Origin of the sequence: Burkholderia sp. ABCPW 14 (genome assembly GCF_001523835.1) — a bacterium.
Classification (GTDB): domain Bacteria; phylum Pseudomonadota; class Gammaproteobacteria; order Burkholderiales; family Burkholderiaceae; genus Burkholderia; species Burkholderia mayonis.
On sequence record NZ_LOVS01000050.1, the window covers coordinates 90,008 to 108,246 of the forward strand.

14 protein-coding genes and 2 pseudogenes are annotated in these 18,239 nt (G+C 62.2%); 6 read left to right on the forward strand and 10 right to left on the reverse strand.

The window, feature by feature from the left end; genetic code table 11:
- Nucleotides 1–84 precede the first annotated feature (84 nt).
- Nucleotides 85–819: pseudogene (locus WS62_RS06845) on the reverse strand (MFS transporter); the annotation flags it as partial.
- A 643-nt stretch (nucleotides 820–1,462) separates the two neighbouring features.
- Between WS62_RS06845 and WS62_RS06850 the strand changes: the two are divergent.
- The 5 genes from WS62_RS06850 to WS62_RS06870 all read left to right on the forward strand — a co-directional run bounded on the left by WS62_RS06850 (nucleotide 1,463) and on the right by WS62_RS06870 (nucleotide 7,805).
- Nucleotides 1,463–1,696, forward strand: coding sequence for a phosphate starvation-inducible protein PhoH (locus tag WS62_RS06850; RefSeq protein ID WP_066569331.1), 234 nt, complete (start codon nucleotides 1,463–1,465; stop codon nucleotides 1,694–1,696).
- 139 nt (nucleotides 1,697–1,835) lie between these two features.
- Nucleotides 1,836–2,063: a hypothetical protein gene (locus tag WS62_RS06855; RefSeq protein WP_066569378.1), complete on the forward strand. Its 228-nt coding sequence runs from the start codon at nucleotides 1,836–1,838 to the stop codon at nucleotides 2,061–2,063.
- Between the two features lie 409 nt (nucleotides 2,064–2,472).
- Nucleotides 2,473–5,160 carry a type VI secretion system Vgr family protein gene (locus WS62_RS06860; RefSeq protein WP_269435261.1) on the forward strand — a complete coding sequence of 896 codons (2,688 nt, stop codon included), beginning with the start codon at nucleotides 2,473–2,475 and terminating at the stop codon, nucleotides 5,158–5,160.
- Nucleotides 5,161–5,163: 3 nt separating this feature from the next.
- Entirely contained in the window at nucleotides 5,164–6,423 is a 1,260-nt protein-coding gene (locus WS62_RS06865; RefSeq protein WP_066569334.1) for a VRR-NUC domain-containing protein, read from the forward strand.
- 44 nt (nucleotides 6,424–6,467) lie between these two features.
- Nucleotides 6,468–7,805 carry a type VI immunity family protein gene (locus WS62_RS06870; protein ID WP_066569336.1) on the forward strand — a complete coding sequence of 446 codons (1,338 nt, stop codon included), beginning with the start codon at nucleotides 6,468–6,470 and terminating at the stop codon, nucleotides 7,803–7,805.
- 548 nt (nucleotides 7,806–8,353) lie between these two features.
- Here the strand turns inward: WS62_RS06870 and WS62_RS32815 are convergent.
- The 8 genes and pseudogenes from WS62_RS32815 to WS62_RS06905 all read right to left on the reverse strand — a co-directional run bounded on the left by WS62_RS32815 (nucleotide 8,354) and on the right by WS62_RS06905 (nucleotide 15,890).
- The gene (locus tag WS62_RS32815) at nucleotides 8,354–9,217 is read right to left on the reverse strand and encodes a hypothetical protein (protein ID WP_231748221.1); all 864 of its coding nucleotides are present in this window, start codon (nucleotides 9,215–9,217) and stop codon (nucleotides 8,354–8,356) included.
- Between the two features lie 59 nt (nucleotides 9,218–9,276).
- The gene (locus WS62_RS32820; RefSeq protein WP_156440894.1) at nucleotides 9,277–9,522 is read right to left on the reverse strand and encodes a hypothetical protein; all 246 of its coding nucleotides are present in this window, start codon (nucleotides 9,520–9,522) and stop codon (nucleotides 9,277–9,279) included.
- Between the two features lie 4 nt (nucleotides 9,523–9,526).
- Complete coding sequence (locus WS62_RS06880; RefSeq protein WP_066569340.1) at nucleotides 9,527–11,293, reverse strand: replication endonuclease; 1,767 nt, start codon at nucleotides 11,291–11,293, stop codon at nucleotides 9,527–9,529.
- 17 nt (nucleotides 11,294–11,310) lie between these two features.
- Entirely contained in the window at nucleotides 11,311–11,502 is a 192-nt protein-coding gene (locus WS62_RS06885; protein WP_004542139.1) for a hypothetical protein, read from the reverse strand.
- Nucleotides 11,503–11,721: 219 nt separating this feature from the next.
- Nucleotides 11,722–12,612, reverse strand: coding sequence for a hypothetical protein (locus WS62_RS06890; RefSeq protein ID WP_066569388.1), 891 nt, complete (start codon nucleotides 12,610–12,612; stop codon nucleotides 11,722–11,724).
- Nucleotides 12,605–13,918: a tyrosine-type recombinase/integrase gene (locus tag WS62_RS06895; protein WP_082720761.1), complete on the reverse strand. Its 1,314-nt coding sequence runs from the start codon at nucleotides 13,916–13,918 to the stop codon at nucleotides 12,605–12,607. Before WS62_RS06895 ends, WS62_RS06890 begins: the two co-directional genes overlap by 8 nt.
- A 148-nt stretch (nucleotides 13,919–14,066) precedes the next feature.
- Nucleotides 14,067–14,669, reverse strand: a pseudogene (locus WS62_RS06900) (MFS transporter); the annotation flags it as partial.
- A 39-nt stretch (nucleotides 14,670–14,708) separates the two neighbouring features.
- Nucleotides 14,709–15,890: a M20 aminoacylase family protein gene (locus WS62_RS06905; RefSeq protein ID WP_066569343.1), complete on the reverse strand. Its 1,182-nt coding sequence runs from the start codon at nucleotides 15,888–15,890 to the stop codon at nucleotides 14,709–14,711.
- 180 nt (nucleotides 15,891–16,070) lie between these two features.
- Here WS62_RS06905 and WS62_RS06910 point away from each other — a divergent pair, with 180 nt between their 5' ends.
- On the forward strand, nucleotides 16,071–16,973 hold the full coding sequence (locus WS62_RS06910) for a LysR substrate-binding domain-containing protein (RefSeq protein ID WP_066569345.1): 903 nt from the start codon (nucleotides 16,071–16,073) through the stop codon (nucleotides 16,971–16,973).
- 242 nt (nucleotides 16,974–17,215) lie between these two features.
- Here WS62_RS06910 and WS62_RS06915 read toward each other — a convergent pair whose 3' ends face one another.
- Entirely contained in the window at nucleotides 17,216–18,040 is an 825-nt protein-coding gene (locus tag WS62_RS06915) for a phosphate/phosphite/phosphonate ABC transporter substrate-binding protein (protein ID WP_066569350.1), read from the reverse strand.
- Nucleotides 18,041–18,239 lie beyond the last annotated feature (199 nt).

Consider the following 18,239-nt stretch of genomic DNA (forward strand, 5'->3'; position numbering starts at 1 on the left):
GCGCGGCGGCTCTTTCCGGACGCCGACGGCGCAATGCGAGCCGACGGCCGCGCGGACACGCCAGCCGCGCCGCGGCGTTCAACGTCAATCGAGCGGCTTGCCCGCCTTGTCGTCCATCGAGCGCAGCGCGATCAACGTCAGCGCGCCGCAGCCGATCGCATAGTACGCGGGCGCGTTCGCATCGCCGGTCGCGGCGATCAGCCACGTGACGAAGAATTGCGCGAATCCGCCGAAGATCGCGACGCCGACGCTGTAGACGAGTGCGCCGCCCGTCGCGCGCACCGCGCGCGGGAACAATTCGCCGAGCATCGCGGCCGTCGCGCCGATGTTGATCGCATGCACGCACGCGAGCGCCGCGATGATCGTCAGCAGCGAGACGGCGCCCGGCCAGCGGTTCAGCGCGACGAATGCCGGATAGATCGCGAGCATCAGCGCGATGCGCGTCCACCAGACGATCCGGTTGCGCCCGTAGCGATCCGACAGGTAGCCGCCGATCGGCGTCACGATCGCGAGCATCGCGCCCGCGATGCAGCCGGCCATCATCGACAGCCAACCCGGCAGATGCAGCACCTGCACGCCGTAGATCGCCATATAGAACACGATGATGTAATGGATCGACGTGCCGCCGATCGTGATGCCGAGGCCCGCTAACACGGCTTTGCCGTGGTGGCGCAGCACGTCCGCGAGCGGCAGCGATGCGACGTCCTCGCGCGAAGCGGATGCGGAGCGCGCCGCGGCCGGCGCTTCGTCGACCGTGCGTCGCAGCCAGTAGCCGAGCGGCGCGAACAGCGTGCCGATGACGAACGGCACGCGCCAGCCCTGCGGCTGGAACCGGGGCCCGAAATTATTCATTAGAAATCAAATGGATGTGGCGATTTCTTGCGTGCTGGCGCTGGTGAGTGCCCTGCGTGTAACACTCATGTAAGCAAAAGGAGAGTGCCACGAGTGGTTCGCGCCTCCGCTTGAATGGCCGATCCCCTGTCACCGACGATCGCGGAGCCTGCGTGCGGAAGGCAACGTCAACGTGTGCCCGGCGGCGAACACAGCCTGGAATCCGGCCGGCAGCATGCATCCGCTAAACACGGCAACACGCGATGTTTCGAACAGGGGGGAAATCATGCTCCCGAGTCGTACGAAGCAAATGCGGCGCGATATTTGGGGTATGGCAGCGAGACAACGATGAGAAGCACGGACATTTGCATTGAATGTCCGCGTGCAGTATTCTGTAAGCTTCGCTGAAACAGCAGCGAACCGGGATGACAGCCGGAAATTGCAGAAGGCGGACAACCGCCGAGCGCGGTTTTTTTGCGTCCGCACACTAAGCGCCTTCAATGGTCGGGCCTTGGTGGGGGAGCGCTTGCGCTCGCCGGGTTCTTCTGCACCGGTCTGTCAACCCTACCTTGCGCCCGGCCACCCCGTTTGACAGCGGGAGCCGGGTTTTTTACCCGCAGAAGGAGGCCGCATGTTGCGTCATGATTCCGCTCGTCTCGAATCCTCAGAACCGTCCCTGATTAACGTTGCACTCGTCGGCATCGACAACTTGTTCGCGTTGGCGAAACTGCTCGCCGTAGAGCAGGGTGTCGCGTTATTTGCCGGTCTGGCCTTGGTAGAGCAGATGGCGATCTTCAACCTCTTCGAAATCACGCTCACGGCGGTCCGGGACACGCTCAACGAACTCGGAGAGCAAAAGAACTAAAACACGACGATTCGAGCCGCCATCGGAAGAAATCTTGCTACCCTATGTACGGAGAGGCCTCGTGGAAAGCGAGCCCAAAGGGGGCAGGTAGATCGCCTCGTTGGCGGCGCATTTTGCGCAACCCGACACCCCTCAGAGGATGGTTGAATTGGAACAGACCGTGGACACGCTCAAAGTTGAAGCCGAGATCGGCAAACTGATGACCGAGGCATCGAAGCTGACTGCAGAAACTGCGAAGTTGAATGCGGAGACGATGAAGCTAAACGCGGAGGCGTTCAAGCTGCAACGGGAGTCGCGCTGGTATCCGGTCATATGGGCTACCGCGTTCGTCGGTGCGGTAATCGGTGTTGCCCGGATTCTCCACTAACCCAACAAACAGACCCGCCGCGAGGCGGGTTTTTTCTGGACACTAAAAACCGCGATCGGCAATCGATCTTCGCAGGTTGAAAGACTCGCTTGGCGAGACTGGTTGGAAACGGGCATCCAGGTTCTCGGGCAATCCACTCGTAGCCAATCCTCCGATCTATTTGACGGCCGCCCGATTGCCTGCTAGGGTCAATCCGCATAATCCAGCGGGAGGGGAGCGGTAACGGCCGGTCGACCATTCGAACACCACAAAACGCGCCCCGATATACCAAAGAATGTGAGGGCCAGTCGTGTTGTTGTCCGATCAAATTCGCGCGATCGCCGAAGGCATGCTCGGCTTCGGTAGCCGCCCGATACGGGTGAATTGGGGCTAGGATCGCCAGAAACGGTTCGATAACCAACTCGCGCTTTTGTACGCCGAAACCGACGAAGGTTTGATGACCGGGATCGTCGGCCATCTCGTCTGTGTGTCAACGCGTTCCGATCTACCGTCGTCCATGTTCATGGGGCTACCGGTCGGCCTCGATATCTACACGGCCGACACGAGCACGCCCCGTTCAATCAACGGCATCGTCTCCGAAGTGCGCATCGGCGCATCAGACGGTGACCTCACCTGTTACCGGTTCACCATCATTGACGCCGTGCGGTTGCTGCACGGCAAGTTCAATTCCCGCATCTTCAAGAACAAGCGCCTGCCCGACATCTTTCAGATGCTGTTCGCCGGATATTGCCGTCATGCCGGATTTGCGCGCGCAGTCGACCTCGATCTGTCGTTGCTCAACACCGCACGGTATCCCGAACGCGTGTTCGTGCGACAAGCAGACGAGCCGGACGGCAAATTCATCGAACGGCTCGCCCGCCGGGACGGCATCACGTATTTCGCGCGGCCCGGCGACCAGGAGGGCACGGTCAGCGACACACCGATGCACACCGTTGTGATGGTGGACGATCCAAGCCATGTGCCGCGCTCGCGCGCGCAAACGTTACGCTACGGCGGGGCGACCGGAACGCATACCTCCGACACGATCACGTCAATGTCATGGGCGCACGCGATGACATCGCGCCGCGCCACGATCCAGTCTCCCGACTTCAAGACCGCACGTGTCGCCAGCAGCGCGCAGTCGAGCGATATTGACCACGGCGAGGCCGGGAACAGCCTAGCCTCGATGCTGGACGACTATCGCATCTACAGCCCGCACGCAGGCGATTCAGCGGGTGATTTGGATCGGCTCGCCCGCCTACGGATGCTGTCGCACGACCGCCGCGCCGAGCGCGTCGAGTGCCTGGGGAACATCCGCGACGTCGGCCTGTTCGAGTGGTTCGACGTGACGGGCAACACGAGCCTCGACTTCGGGCCAGAAAAAGATCGGCAGTTCGTACCAATCGAGATCCATCGGCGCATGTGGAACAACCTGCCGAAGGAACTGGATGAGCGTGCCCGCGCGTTGTTTGCCTCGAGCCAGAGCCGCTTTGACACTCCCCTATCTCACCCTGTCTTCAGCGAGGCATTGCCGGCGACCGGTGACCGCTACGAAATTGCGTTCTCCTGTGTCCGGCGTAACGTCCCGCTTACGCCAGCCTACGATCCGCGCATCGACTTGCCGCGAACACCAACGATTCTCGGGCGTGTCGTCGCCCCTCAAGGCGTCACGGTCCATACAGACCAGTTCAGCCGTGCATGGGTCCAGTTCCTGGGCTTGAATCCCGAGGATCACGAAGACGGAGCGGGTACGAGCGGCACGCCGGCCGACAGCGCGCCGCTGCTGGTGATGAACCCGTGGGCGGGCGAACGTTACGGCTTCTCGTTCCCGCTGCGTGTCGGTATGTATGTCACCCTTGATTGTCTCGGTGGCGACCCGGATCGCGTATACATCAGCGGCACGCTCAACGATATTCGGCATATGCCAACCGCGTTCTCGAACGTAACCAAATTGCCCGAAAATCCGCACGTTCTCGGCCTCCGTAGTCACGAGATCGGCGGCGGCCGTGGCAACCAGCTCGTGATGTCGGACTGGAACAACCTCATCAGTGCGCAGCTCGCGAGCGACGAGTCCTATTCTCAGCTCAATGTCGGCCATCTCTCACACCCCAGCGACGGCGGCCCCGGCCAGTCACGCGGCTACGGCGTCGAAGCGCGAACGGATGCGTCGTTGGTTGCGCGCGCGGCGCGCGGATTGATGTTGTCGACCTACGCACGCGTCGCGGCGAGCGGCGACCTGCTCGACCGCCAGGAGCTGCTCGAGCTGCTGAGCCAGTTTGCGGAACTGTTCGAGTCGATGGGCGACTTCGCGCATCAGCACGGCTTGCAGGGGCCGGACAAGAGCGGGCTCGACCGGCTCGCGCAGAAGCTGCGCGGATGGAGTTCCGAGCCTGGTGCAAACGACGGCGACATGATGGCGTTCGCTGCAAAGGGCGGCGCCGGACATTTCACACCGAAGACCTACGGCGTGTTCGCGGCCGAGAACATCGACCACGCGGCCGTACAGAACATCCAGTCGACGGCCGGCAGGAACATGCACACGTCAGCGCGCGATGCGATGGAGATGCACGCGGGAAAGAGCCTGAAGGCGATCACCGCGAACGGACCGATGCAGCTCGAATCGCACGACGACATCATCCAGCTCGTCGCGCAAAAGATGCTTGACCTGATGTCGACGACCGATATCATCCGGCTTACCGCGAGCAAGGGCATTGAATTGCGGTGCGGCAACGGACTTTTCAGGATGGATGCGGAAGGCAACGCTGACCTACACATGCCGGGTAAGGTTTCGATCAAGGGAAGCGCACACGACTGGAGCGGGCCGGCGAGCACACCCACCAACCTGACGCCGTTCAAGCCGTCGTACCAGGCCCAATACGCGTTGAAGGATACAACGGACGGTTCGCCGCTGATTCGACGGCCGTACTCGATCAAGACGCCCAACGGCCGGACAATTCAGAGCTTCACCAACGATCGCGGCGAAACCGCCCCCGTCTTCACGCCAAACGCGCAAGACGTTCCGTTACAGGCGGTGAAACCCAAACCCGCGCAGGTCGAATCGTGGCAGTTCGCGGGTTCGGACAAGCCGCAGATTCAACGCGACTATTTGGAGGACTGACGTATGGCCGGCACGATGCAAACGGTCGCGACCTGCGAGACCGTTAACGAGGACCGAATCACGTACGCCGAGCTGCCGCCGGGTACGAAAGGCTATTTGCAAGAGAAGATCGAATACGCGCTGAAAGCTCCGGACATCGTCAATATCAAGCTGCCGGACGGATCGAGCACGATATCGATGCTCAAGCAAATCGTGATGACCGCCGCGATCCGCGTTGATGAGAGCTTGGTTGACTTCCGGTGGCAGTACAAAGCCGAGGTCAGTTTTGACATGTGGCCGGACTTCGCCTCGAACGGCACTGAGGCTCCGATTCCCTTTCTGAGCGGGGTGACTGAGGATGGTCCCGGTCGTCGCCATAGCCTGAATCCGTTTCCGACGGGATTCAAGCCGGGGTTTCTTCGGCGCCCCGACGTCGTCATCGTGCGGACCCCTACTGACCGCTGGCCGGGCCGTGCGCTTGTCGATCATCAGGGACACCCACACGTCGACAATTCGCTGCGTCTCGTGGAAGTCAAATTTCCGGGCGATAGTTGGGGTTCGGGACAGGAACGCGCCTATCAAATGATATCCGGCGCGCCCGGCGAATACAAATACCGGATGACGGTGATTGACGTCAGCGACTGTAATGGCGACCTGGAAAAGGTTCGTCAACGAGCGCTCGCCATGTCGCCAGAGGAACGCGAAGCAGAATTGCGCCGTAGGCAGCGCGAGCGACAGTTGCGCGCGCCGATTCGTACCATCGAGCCGATTCCCGAACCGGCCTGGTACGAGGCGTGGATTCGCAAGGTGGAAGAGGCCAGCGAAGCGACAGTGGCGGCTGTATGGGACGCGGTGAATTCCGGGGCACAGTACCTGTCGACCGAGATGGAGGCATGGCTCCGGCAACATGCGCCTTGGGCGCTGACTGCGGGCAAATGGGTTGCCGATAAAGCGACCGCCACGTGGCGGTGGGTAGACGAGACAGGCCGCGAAATTTACCGCTATACGACCGCACAATTGAAGGCGGGATGGGATGCGATCGTGCGCGCGACCGACATGACATGGGATCTGCTGAAGCAAATCAACTGGTCGCAAATCGGCACGTCGATTATCAAGGGACTCGTATTTGTCGCAGCGGTCGTCGCCGGGGTCATTATCATCATCGTGCTCACCGAAGTCCTTGTGCCGGTCCTACTCGCGCTTGCAGCCATTGTTGCAACGGCTGCGGCCGAAACCGTAGCGGCGCTGGCGATCGCGCTTGGCGTAACCGCCGTCGCTGCGTGATCGCCATCATCCAACCTGTCAACGTATAAGGGAATCATCGACCCATGAGCGACACCGAAACGAAGGGTCCTGTCGTGCTGACACCATTCGCCGCTTACGCGCGCTACTTCGAGGATTTAAGCGTTCGCTTGGCCGACAACAGTTTTGCTGTCAAACCGGGGGTCATCGGGACCGTGTACTTTGCGGGCGGCTCGAAACCGGAAGGGCGACGCGGCCTGCTCGCGTGTTTCGATCGATTCGACGAGTTGTTCGGCGCTCACCTCATTTCCGGGAAAGACGAAGACCTAGCCAAGTTCAGCAAGAAAACGGCAAAGGGCGTCGAAAAAATCCGTAAGGCCATCAGCGATTCACCGGAATACGAACAGGTCAGCGTTATGCGATCCAGCGCGCCGCTCCCAACTATCGCGCCCGACTATCAAATTCAAACGCTGACCGGACGCGCAAGTCCGATAGATTACGTTGCGCCGTCCGGCTACAAGGTGGCGAAGGGCGAAGAAAAAGAGCTGTCGTATTTGAAGTTCAGCGTGCCGATGGAGTTGGTCACCCGCCCTGAAGGCCAGGCACAATACGAGCAGTTCCTGCGCTACGTCTGCGAACAACTCGATGTGCGCGGCGGCTACGGAGGGTTATCAGCGGTCACTGCGTACAACTATCACAACTGGCAGGCGCAGGAATGGGCTATTGCAGAACGCTTCAGCGGAATCGAGGTTGACGCCTGCGCCCACTTGGGAATTGACGAATACGATCCGACTTCATACCACGGCGAGCCTTATGCACTAACGGCGGTATACGGTTACCTTCATCCCGGCGCAACTGTAGGAAGGTGGGGGTTTATCAAGGGCGTCAACTGGTACACGTTGCTCGGCGACCTCTTCGTCGAACGGCTCGGCGGCGACGCAGAGCTGCGTAAAGCACTCGACCGCGACGATATCGGGATCGAGCGTATCAATCACTGCGTGCTCGTACGGGCCGGACCATTCCCGCGCCTGGGCGCGCCCGAAGAGGGCCTGCCTGAACCCTACGTCTTCGTCAACAAGGTACTGCGCGTGCTGCGCAACCCGAAGCCGGACGGGCTGCACCTGTACGAACCGGACCTGCCGAACGCCGACAGCAAGAACGCCCGCGCCTGGGAAGCCCGCTTCGACCTGCCGGGCGCACCCGCGATCCCCGAGCCGCCGAAAATTGTCCCGGAACCACGCGGAAAGCGTCGCCCGAGCGTCCTTGGCGGCGAGCCCTGCCCCGAGGCCGGCTGGTGGTATACCTCCGCGAAGCAAGGCAGTGAACGACTCTTCGAACAGGGGGAGGTGATGCCTGTCATCGAGGGCAGCCAGTGGGGTGCGACACATTGGAAGTGGATGCGCGGCGCCGGAGACAACGAGTAATCAAGCCAAATGCCGAGACTGCATAATCAAGGCGCGTAAACCTGCATAACGAAATCGCCCCGCCTATCGCCGTGCGGCCCTCACCAGGCAGCCCCGAACACCGGTGCTGCGTACATAAAAACCGTTCATTTTTGCGGGCAGGTGGGGCGGGTCACAAAGGCGTGCGTGTCGATGCATTAAATCGCATCGTCGCGCATTAAAACGCACGATTTCGGCACAGTGGCGAGCGCTCGGAACCCAGCGCCATAAGGGGCGCCGGGCCCAACGACAGGATGCACTAAAACCAGCCAGTCAAGCATAGCCCGCAGGCGAGGAGGGAACTGCGCGGCGGTGGGTAAAGCGGTCTATATCGGCCTACCATAGCCGCCTGCACGTAGCGAAAGAAGCGGATGAAAGCTCCATCAATGCATCGCCTGACAGGTGGCGAGCCCCCACGCATCAGCGTTGGTCAATGGGTTGTGAAGGATGAGACCCGAAGCCACGTGCGACATCATAAAAAAACGCCCGCGAATATCGCGGGCGCTCGGTTATCCACAGTTGATTGATGTTCAGTGATTTACGGTGACGGATTCCGCGTCACCCTTGGATTTATGGAACTCGTCATAGATGCACTTGGCCATATGAACTTCCGCCGGATTCGGGTTAGGGTCGTTGTATCGATCCGGTTTCGTGATGCCTGACTCTTCGAGCGGCTTCAAATGATCGCGATAGACAATACGTGTGCGATCCTGATTCAGCACTCCCTTCCCTCCGGCATGTTTGATACCTTCAAGATATCGATCGACATTATCTGGATCGACTGCTTCAGAGTAGGTAATCGAGGAATGGCGATCTTCATACACCCGATAAAGCCAGAACATGGCACGCATATTTTCCAGCTTTGCAAGGAATTCTTCGCTATTGAGGAAATCGACATAGGCTTGATGCGCCTTGTCATATTCAGCACGATAGCGACGGCTCACAAATTTCTGCGCGGCGCGCAACACTGCATCTGCCTTGTCCTTGGCATCCGAGAGCGTCGATTTGATGCTGGCGATGGCGGCGGGAACATTGACCTGTTCGTCGGCATACTGCGCGAGTACGTCACGCACCTGGGCCAATTGAGCATCGATTTCGCGGTAGTCAGGTTCCCGCCCTTCACGGGCCGACGCGATCAGTTCATCGCGCTTGTCGTTCATCAGGGCGTCAAGACGTTCCGTTGCCGCGCGGAATTCGTCCTTTTTCGCTTGAACGCGTTCCAGCGATTTCTCAAGAATGCCGATTTCCTCTTGCTGTTCGCGGATCAGGTTGGCGGCATGGTCAATGCCTTCGATCATAATTTTTTCAGCGTCGTCGCGCGTTGCCTGCCGGGCCAGCACGTCCATTGCACGTTTGAGGGACCATTTGGCGGGGAGTCGGGAAAGATCAATCATTGATTTGCTTTATTTAAATTTCGTTAGATAAAAAATAGCGCGTCAGTAAAAATATTGGATCAGCAATCGGTTTCAAGGTGATTGCTTGCTGCGCCATTCCGATTGTCGATGGCCGCCAGTTCGGCGCGAAGCGTTGCTGCCAATTCTGCAATATCGCTGAAATTATCTTTCTTCTTGTTCGATGTGTATTGATTTGCGGAATGGATTCGTGTCCGTAGCTCGCGCTCGACCCGATCAAGATCGGCTTGCAGGGTTGCTGTCAGCAGCGCGAATTTAGACGTGGTGAATCGTTGTGATGCGTACATATTTTTACCTATTAAAAAGATTGGGGTGGGTTGAGTGAAGGTGATTGTTCGATTGGAAATCAGTCGAATAGATGAAGCCTTGTTCGCCGCGAAGCGCGTCGGTCGCGTTCGAATCGGGCGCGTCCGTACAGTTATTGACACGAGTCCGAGAGGGCGCGATCTTTGCGGCAGCGGCCTTTACGATCGTCCACGTGCGGCGCACGCTCGCGACGACCTTGGCTATTACCGTGTGAGTCGCGCCGACGATGCCGCCCATATCGACGGCCCACGCGCCGCGCACGACGACGCCCGCCACACGCGTGCCAAGCGGATCGCCGTAGCGACCGACGCCTTGCTGTGCCTCCTTGTGCAGCCACATCGACGCATCCTTGCGCTTGATCCACGGGCCGCCCCATGCGCGGATGAATTCGGCGTAGTCGGCTCGCTTGTCGTCGTCGCCGGTCGCGCCCTTCACGCGCTGCGCGGCGTGCCACGCGCGTTGCAATGCGTCCGGCGAATCCACGATGGCCTGTTCTTCAATGCGGCGCAGTTCGCGCCAGACCGTGACCGGTGCGCCGCCGATGGCCTGAAACTGGCGGATGCCCCATTGCTTCGCCCACGCCTGCACGCGCTGCGTGGTTTGCGCGATAGGCTCGCCGTACAGGTCAAGCTCGATGCCCGCGCCGTCGATGTTCTTCGAGATGTATTTGGCGATGTACGCCGCTGCGCCGCCCTGTTCGGCAGTGATGCGCTCGAAACGCAGGCGGTGCTGTTGCGCGCCGGGTTCGTCGGGCGAATCGTTCAGCAGGAAGTAGCGCACGAGCGCCTTGCGCCAGACCGACGCGTCGGCGGGCTGGCGAATGAATACCATCAGGTTCCAGTGCGGCGTGCCGTCGCGGTGCGCTTCAACCGTGCGTACCCCGTAAAAGCTCACCCCGCGACGCTGCAACCACGCCCGGCAACGACTCCATTGGCGTTGCAGATATTCCTGCGTGTCACGCGGCGTCGAGCCGTCGTACTTTTCATTGATAGAACCATTGGCGCGCACCGCATGAAAACGGCTCGGCGGCGTGACCACCGCGAATTCGCATGCGCAACCGTGCTCTTCGGCAATCTCTTCCATGCCGCGCATGCGCAGCATGAGTTCGCCCCGGCGGATGGCCGGATTGCTAACGGATTTGTCGGCCAGCTCGGCGAGCGTAAAAATCTCGCCGTCTTCATTGATGGCGTTGGTGCGTTCCAGCATTTGCGCATTGCGCTCGGCCTGCGCGATGCTGCGGCGCAGGTTTTCGTCGCTAATGTATTGATCGGCGCGCGCGCTGACGAGGCCAAGGCGGATCGCCAGTGCTTCGGTCTGGCGACCGTGCATGCTGCGCAGGCGTCGCGCCCACCAGCCCGGATCAATCACGCGTGCGATGAAGCCGCCCGGACGTTCGACGGCGGGCGGGGCGATGCGCCAGCGCTCGCAAAGCGCGGTCAGGCTCGGCACGATGGTGGTCGTATCGCCCAAACGTTCGGCGATGGCGTATGCATCCGATGCGCGTCGGTATGCGCATTCGCGGATATCGGACAGGTTCGCCGTCAGCGGCAGCACGGCGTCGGCGTAGCGCTCGACGTGTTCGCGCAGGTAGACGTTGCCGTGATACCAGTTGCGATGCTGGCGGTCCAGTTCTTCAAGACGGCGCGACATGGTGCGCGCCCATTTGCCGGGCAGCTTGCCGAGCATCGCTTCGCGCCACACTTGCTGCGGCATGCGCGGGCTGACGGTCGCGAATGAAGTCAGGAGTGCCATGTGCTTACGTATCCGTGTTACTGAACGGATGCGCTATGCAGGGCGACGATGCGCTCAACCGTGTCGTGCGGCCATACGAGACGCCCGTTCGGCAGTTTCGTCGGCTTGACACCGAAATACGAACCGCGACGGCACAACGCAACGCGCAGCGTGTCGGGTTGAAGGCCAAGGCGTTGGGCGAGGCGGTTGGTGGTCAGACCGATTTCCATGATGTCCTTTGATTCCGGTTGTGCACCGCGTGGTGCGGCGCGACGGAACGGACTCTAACGGCGATCGGCCATCCCGTGCGGCTAGGCGGGACAGTGGGACGCTAGCCGGGACAATGGGACGCTAGGCGGGACAGTTTTGGGACAACTTCGGGACGCTGCGGCATGGCCGGGGAAGCCATGCGCAGGTACGGGCGGGGAGCGAACGCTCCCCGGCGAGCATCAGGATTTCAGCAAACCGTGTTTGCGCAGAACGCTCAACGCGTTCTTGAACGTCTTGAGGCTGACCGTTTTCCGGTCGCCAACCTGCGTCCGCCAATCCAGTTCGTCGGTGCGGCTCTGAGGCAGGATATGGCCGGTCACGTCATGGGCCTTGAGATAGCGCATGACCGTTCGGGCATCGGGATTGCTGCCGCATTCACGAATGATGCCCGGCCAGTTCGCGACAATCGCCTCGCGCCAGCGGACCTTCACGGGCGGCGGGTCGTCGGCCCGGCGAGCCGTCTTCGCATCCGGTTGCGCGGCCGATACGACGGCCCTTTGATGATCGTCCGACCGGAGCGAACTCAATTGCCCGTTGGGGAGCATTTGCCTCATGCCGGCATGCAGGCGGCTTGCGCGTTCGTTCAGCATTTCGGGGACCGGCACGCCATGCTGTACGAGCCATGATCGCGCATCTTCGAATGCGATATAGAGCGGGACATCGATGATGTCATCAAGGCTTAGCTGCATCTCGTCCATCTCGATCCACCGGCTCAGGCGTGTTGCCGGGACCGGTGTCATCGTCGGAGCTTCGCGAACGACAAGCGCGCCGGAATGAACGGCCGACTTCACTTCGCGAAGGAAAACCCGGAACCTCGCGGTAAAGATGGTCTCTTCCTCAGGGGGCATCAGTCGCGCCGGTTGTCCGGTACCGGGCCACGCCAGCCCTTCACGCGCGAACGTCGTGGCAAGCTGGCCGACGACGACGTAGCCGTCGAGAAAATACTGGAATTCTTGCTCCTGACCTTCGATCAAATCGGCAAGCGCCTGACTGGCTTCGGCGTTTTTTCTCTCCGCCTCTTCCAGCATGAGTTGCCGGAGTTCGTCGTTACGCATCGTGTTTTCAGACATGCGCCACCTCGACACAATCCTGCGCCGCTTGTGCGGGTACGTGCGCCAGCGAAATGCCTGCCTCGTTGAGCATCCACGTTTCGATTTTCGTGTGCCACATGCGCAGCAGGTCAATCGGGCGTTGCTTGTAATGCTTCTCGGCGGTCGCGCTCGGCTTGTGGCCCATGATTTGCGCGACGACACCCACCGGACATTCGATCCATTCCGTCAGCGTCGCGAACGAGCGGCGCAGCCCGTGTAGCGTCAAACCTTCGATATGCGCCTTTTCCAGTACCGCGTGATGCGTAACATTCGGCGCTTTCATGCGCCCCGTTTTCGAGCGCGTGCTTCCGAATACCAAATCAGTGATGCGGGGTAGCGCTGCGAGCAGCGACGATACGTAGGGCGTGAGCGGGATCGTGCGTTCTCCCTCGATCTTGTCGCGCAGATTCAGCGTGTTCCAGCGAAAGTCCACATCTGCCCATTTCACTTCGAGCAGTTCGCCGGGACGCGCGCCTGTCAGAAGCAACATTTGCAGGTAGGTTGAGTAGCGCGTATTCGCGATCCTGCGCACCCCGGAAAACCACGGCACCAGTTGTTCCCGTTGCAGGCAGTCCGATTTCGCACGCGGCTTCGGAACATGCTGGCGCACCTTGCGCGTTGAGCAGACCCGTTCAGGCACGAGCCCCGACCATTTTTCATGCTCCGCACACCAGTTCAGGCACGCACGTAGCAGCCGGAACGCAAGCGACGCCTGCGTCGGTCGCGTGGCGGTTTCGCGAGCCAGCCAGTCGGCAATCGTATCGGCAGTCAGTCCGGACAGCGGTACGTCGAGCAGCCCAACCAGCGCACCGGCTACTCTCAGCGTTCCGCCGCGTTTGCCCGCTTTGGGCGCGTCGCCGCCGCGTCGAGAAACCTTTTCGCGGTCGGAAAGGGTATGCTTACCCCACCGTGCGCGGTTCGCCTCGATATAGGCTTTCCACGCGTCTTCCAGTGTCACTTGACGGCGTTGCGATTCGACGCGTTGTTCCTGCACCGCCTTGAGCACGGCGGCTTTTTCGACACGCGGGTCTTTCCCTTCATCAATGAGTTTCTTGAGTTCGCGGGCTTTCTGCCGCGCACCGTCAATATCCCACGCGCGAACGTCGCCAATCGTCGTGCGAACCGTGTTGCCCGCGATGCGCCCTTGAAAGATGAAAGACACGCTGCCGGTTGTGGCGCGCAGTCCAAGACCGGGCATGCCTGCGTCCCACATGAAGACCTGTTTGCTGTCGGGCGGGCAACGGAAGTCGCGCACGCGACCGGCGGTGAAGTTGATACGGGCCAAGTGGTGTAACTCCTGCGTAATTGATTTGGGCTAAAACCAACCAATTATATTACATTGCCCCTATTTTCATAAACACATTAAGCCATTGATAGTCTTGCACTATCTCTATTTTTGTTGTGCTGTTCAATGGTGTTACGTGGGGTTAGTTGGGGACGCGCCATCCCCAGCTTTCGAGCTGCGCGCCGCTGAGCGTCGATGTCAGCACGACGCCCGTCAGCGCGCCGGCGAGCGCCGCGAGTCCCTGGCTCGAGAACTGGAACGATGCGTAGAACCCGCGTTGCGCCTGCGGCGCCTGCTCGATCAGCAGCGTGGTCGACGCGCCGACTTCGCCGCCGGACGCGAAGCCTTGCAGCAGTCGCGCGATCACGAGCAGCAGCGGCGCCGCGATGCCGGCCTGAGCGTAAGTTGGCGCGACCGCGATCGTCGCGGTGCCGAGCGCCATGATGAGCAGCGTTGCGATCATCGCGCGTTTGCGCCCGACGCGGTCCGCGTACATGCCGATCACGAGACCGCCGAGCGGGCGCGTGACGAATCCGACGCCGAAGCTCGCGACCGCGAGCATCAGCTGTCCGAACGAAGAGTGAACCGGAAAGAACAGCTTGCCGATCAGGATCGCGAAGAAACTATAGACGGTGAAGTCGTAGAACTCGAGTGCGTTGCCGACCGCGGCTGCGGCGATCAGGCGGCGTTTTTTCGCGGCGGCGCGCGCGTCGGCCGGCGCGCCGGCGAAATTGAGAGCGGACGTTTCCATGTGATCCCCGAGGAACGCAAGACGGCGGGTGAGAAGGCGTCAGGCGACGAGCCAGGCTTCGGCCAATCGGACCCAGTAGCTCGCGCCGATCGCGAGAATGTCGTCGTTGAAGTCGTAGCCGGGGTTATGCACCATGCAGCCGCCCTTGCTGCCGATGCCGTTGCCGATGAACGCGTAGCAGCCGGGGCGCGCTTCGAGCATGTACGCGAAATCCTCGCTGCCCATCAGCGGCGCGGCGTCCGCTTCGACGCGATCCGCGCCGAGCATCGCGCGCGCGACGTCCAACGCGAACGCGGTCGGCTCGGGATGATTGACGAGCACCGGATAACCGTAGTCATACTGAATGTCCGCGGCAACGCCGAAGCTTTCCGCCTGGCCTTTCACGAGCGCTTCGATGCGGCGCGCGAGCAGCTCGCGCACGTCGGCGTTCAGCGCACGCACCGACAGCTTCATCACGACCGTCTCGGGGATGATGTTGAACGTCTCGCCGGCCTGGACGCTGCCCACGGTGATCACGGCCGCCTGCTGCGCATCGACTTCGCGCGCGACGATCGTCTGCAGCGCGACCATGATGCTGCCTGCCGCCGACATCGGATCGCGTGCGAAATGCGGCATCGCGCCGTGGCCGCCAAAGCCGCGCAGCGTGATCGTCACGCGGTCCGCGGACGCCATCGCGGCGCCCGCGCGGAACGCCATGTCGCCCGCCGCGCGGCCGGGCATGTTGTGGATCGCGAAGATCGCATCGCATGGAAAGCGTTCGAACAGGCCGTCGTCCATCATCGCCTTCGCACCGCCGAAGTTCTCTTCGGCGGGCTGGAAGATGAGATTCAGCGTGCCGGCGAATCGCCGCGTCGCGGCGAGGTGGCGCGCCGCGCAGAGCAGCATCGCCGTGTGGCCGTCGTGTCCGCATGCATGCATCTTGTTCGTATGACGGCTCGCGTACGGCAGCCCCGTCGCTTCGGCGATCGGCAGCGCGTCCATGTCGGCGCGCAGGCCGAGCGTGCGCGCGCCCTGTCCTTCGCGCAGCACGCCGACGACGCCCGTCTTGCCGAGCCCGCGATGCACGTCGTAGCCCCAGCCGGCGAGCAGCTCGGCGACGAGATCGCTCGTGAGCGTCTCTTCGAATGCGAGCTCGGGATGCGCGTGGATCCGGCGGCGCACGTCGATCAGGTCGGGCGCGATTGCGGCGATGCCGGCGATGACGGGATTCTCGGGCTGCATGCTGTCTCCTGGTGGGGCGTGGTGCGCGCTTGCGTGGACTTGTCGACGAAGCATATGTATTTTTTTCGCGCACCATAAGCTGATAAATTGCGTCGGTGCTCACCGCGGGTTGCCTCTAGGGAACACCCTGATCCACTGCGGTGCTGCGAATGAAAGGCTTCTCCGAATCGCGCGTTCCGTATGAAATATCATCAGTTGAAAGCGTTCGTCGCCGTCGCCGACGAGGGAAGCATTCGCGCGGCCGCGCGCCGGCTGAACGTGTCGCCGGCGGCGTTGACGAAGGCGGTCAAGGAACTGGAGATCGCGCTCGGCGTGTCGCTCGTCGTGCGCACGGCGCGCGGCGTGCAGCTCACCGGATTCGGCCAGCAGCTTCAGGTGCGCGCGCGCCTCATCGTCGCCGAGATGCAGCGTGCGCGCGACGATATCGAACAGGCGCAAGGCGCGACGACGGGCGCCGTCGCGGCGGCCATCACGCCCGCCGCCGCGGTGACGATCCTGCCGGATGCATTTCGCGCGTTTCGGCGGCGCTTTCCGGTCGCGCGCGTGAGCATCGTCGAAGGGTTTCCGGCCGTCGCGCTGCCGAAGTTGCACGACGGATCGCTCGATTTCGCCGTGTCGGTGGTGGTGCCGGAGCTGCTCGCCGCGGAGTTCGATCACTCGGAGCTGTATGCGAGCCGGCACGTGATCGTCGCGCGCAAGGATCATCCGCTCGCGTCGGCGACGTCGCTCGCCGATCTCGTCGACGCCGACTGGCTGATGAATCCGTCGCCCGAAAGCTCGACGCAGCTGATGTTCAACTGTTTCGCCGAGCACGGCTTGCCGACGCCGATGCGCGTCGTCGAGTGCCCGAGCTATGCGATCGCGCACAGCCTCATTCAGGGCTCCGATCTGATTGCCGCGATGCCCGAGCAGTTGCTCGACGTCGAATGGTCGCGCGACCGGATTGCGGTGCTGCCGATACGCGAGACGATTCCGGCCGTGACCGTGCAGGTGGTGACACGCCGTGACAGCCCGCTGACGCCGGCTGCGTCGATGCTGGTCGATTGCATGCGCGATGCGGCGCGGCGGCATGGATTGCGTTGACGCCGGACGCGTGCGGCTCGGTTCGTTCCGGTTGCCGTGTGACGCGGTGGCGCTTGGTTGGGTTGTCGCGCCGCGCGGGTGGGGCAGGCATTTGCTGCGGGTCGATCGACCTGCTGGACCCCCGGCCTCTCGCCTCTCGCATCTCGTCGAAAGGCAAGCGAGGCGGACGCTCGTCGCGCGTTGCGTGCCGGTCGCGGCCGCTTTAGTTGCCGCGGGTGCGTGCTCGTGCGGCGCGTTACGCGTTACGCAAGTGTCGGATAACCGAGCGCGGCCGCGTCGCGCGCAAATCGTTCGATCTCCGAGTAATCGTCGGGCACGAGTCGCTCGAAGCCGCGTAGTCGCAACACGTGCGCGCGTTCGACGTCGGCTGCGACCGCCGTATCGAGTGCGTCACGCAGGGACGCGGCTTGCTCGTCGCCGAGCGTGCGCGATGCGATGAACGGCAGGCTCGGCGCGGACGCCGTCGCGCCGATGATCCGCACGCCGCGCAGCAGCTCGGGCAGTGCATCGCGCACGTACGCGAGCGTCACGCAGTCGATGGCGGCGACATCCGCTTCGCCCGCGTCGAGCGCGCGCAGCGCGCCCAGATGCGAGCCGGTGCATGTGACCGTCGAGAAGAAGCGTCCATCGCGCGCATGCCGCGCGACCGCGTGACGCAGCGCATTCATTCCGCTGTGCGAATCGTCTCCGTTGTAGGCGGCGCGCAGGCCGCGGCAGGCGGCGAGCGTCGTCGCGCCGCGCGCGTGTGCGTCGCGCGATACGACGAGCGCGCTTCGGTAGCGCGCGCCGTCGCAGCCGTCGGCGTCGAATACGGGCGATGCGATCAGATGGACCGTGTCGGCGACGCCGAGCACTCGGTACGGATAGCCGCACGTCTGCGACAGCAGCAGATCGTCGCGGCGCCATAGCGGCAGCAGCTCGCCGAACGGCTCGTCGAGCAGCGTGACGTCGGCCGGGCCGCCCGCGCGCGCGAACGCGCGCAGCGCATCGCGCAGCAGCGCGCGCCACAGCGCGGCGTGCCGCGGCGTCACGTTATACATCGGCAGTCCGGCGATCCATCGAGTCATCCCGACATTCTACGGATTTCAGCGCATTCGGCGGGCGCGCGTCCGGCTTGCCGGGTCTGCGAACGCATCGATGCTTCGACATCGACATCGACATCGACATCGACATCGCCATCGCCACCGCCAACGCACCCGCCACCGCCACCGACACAGCCATCTACACCGCCACCTCAACGACCACCCGCAGCGTCCGCGCTACCGG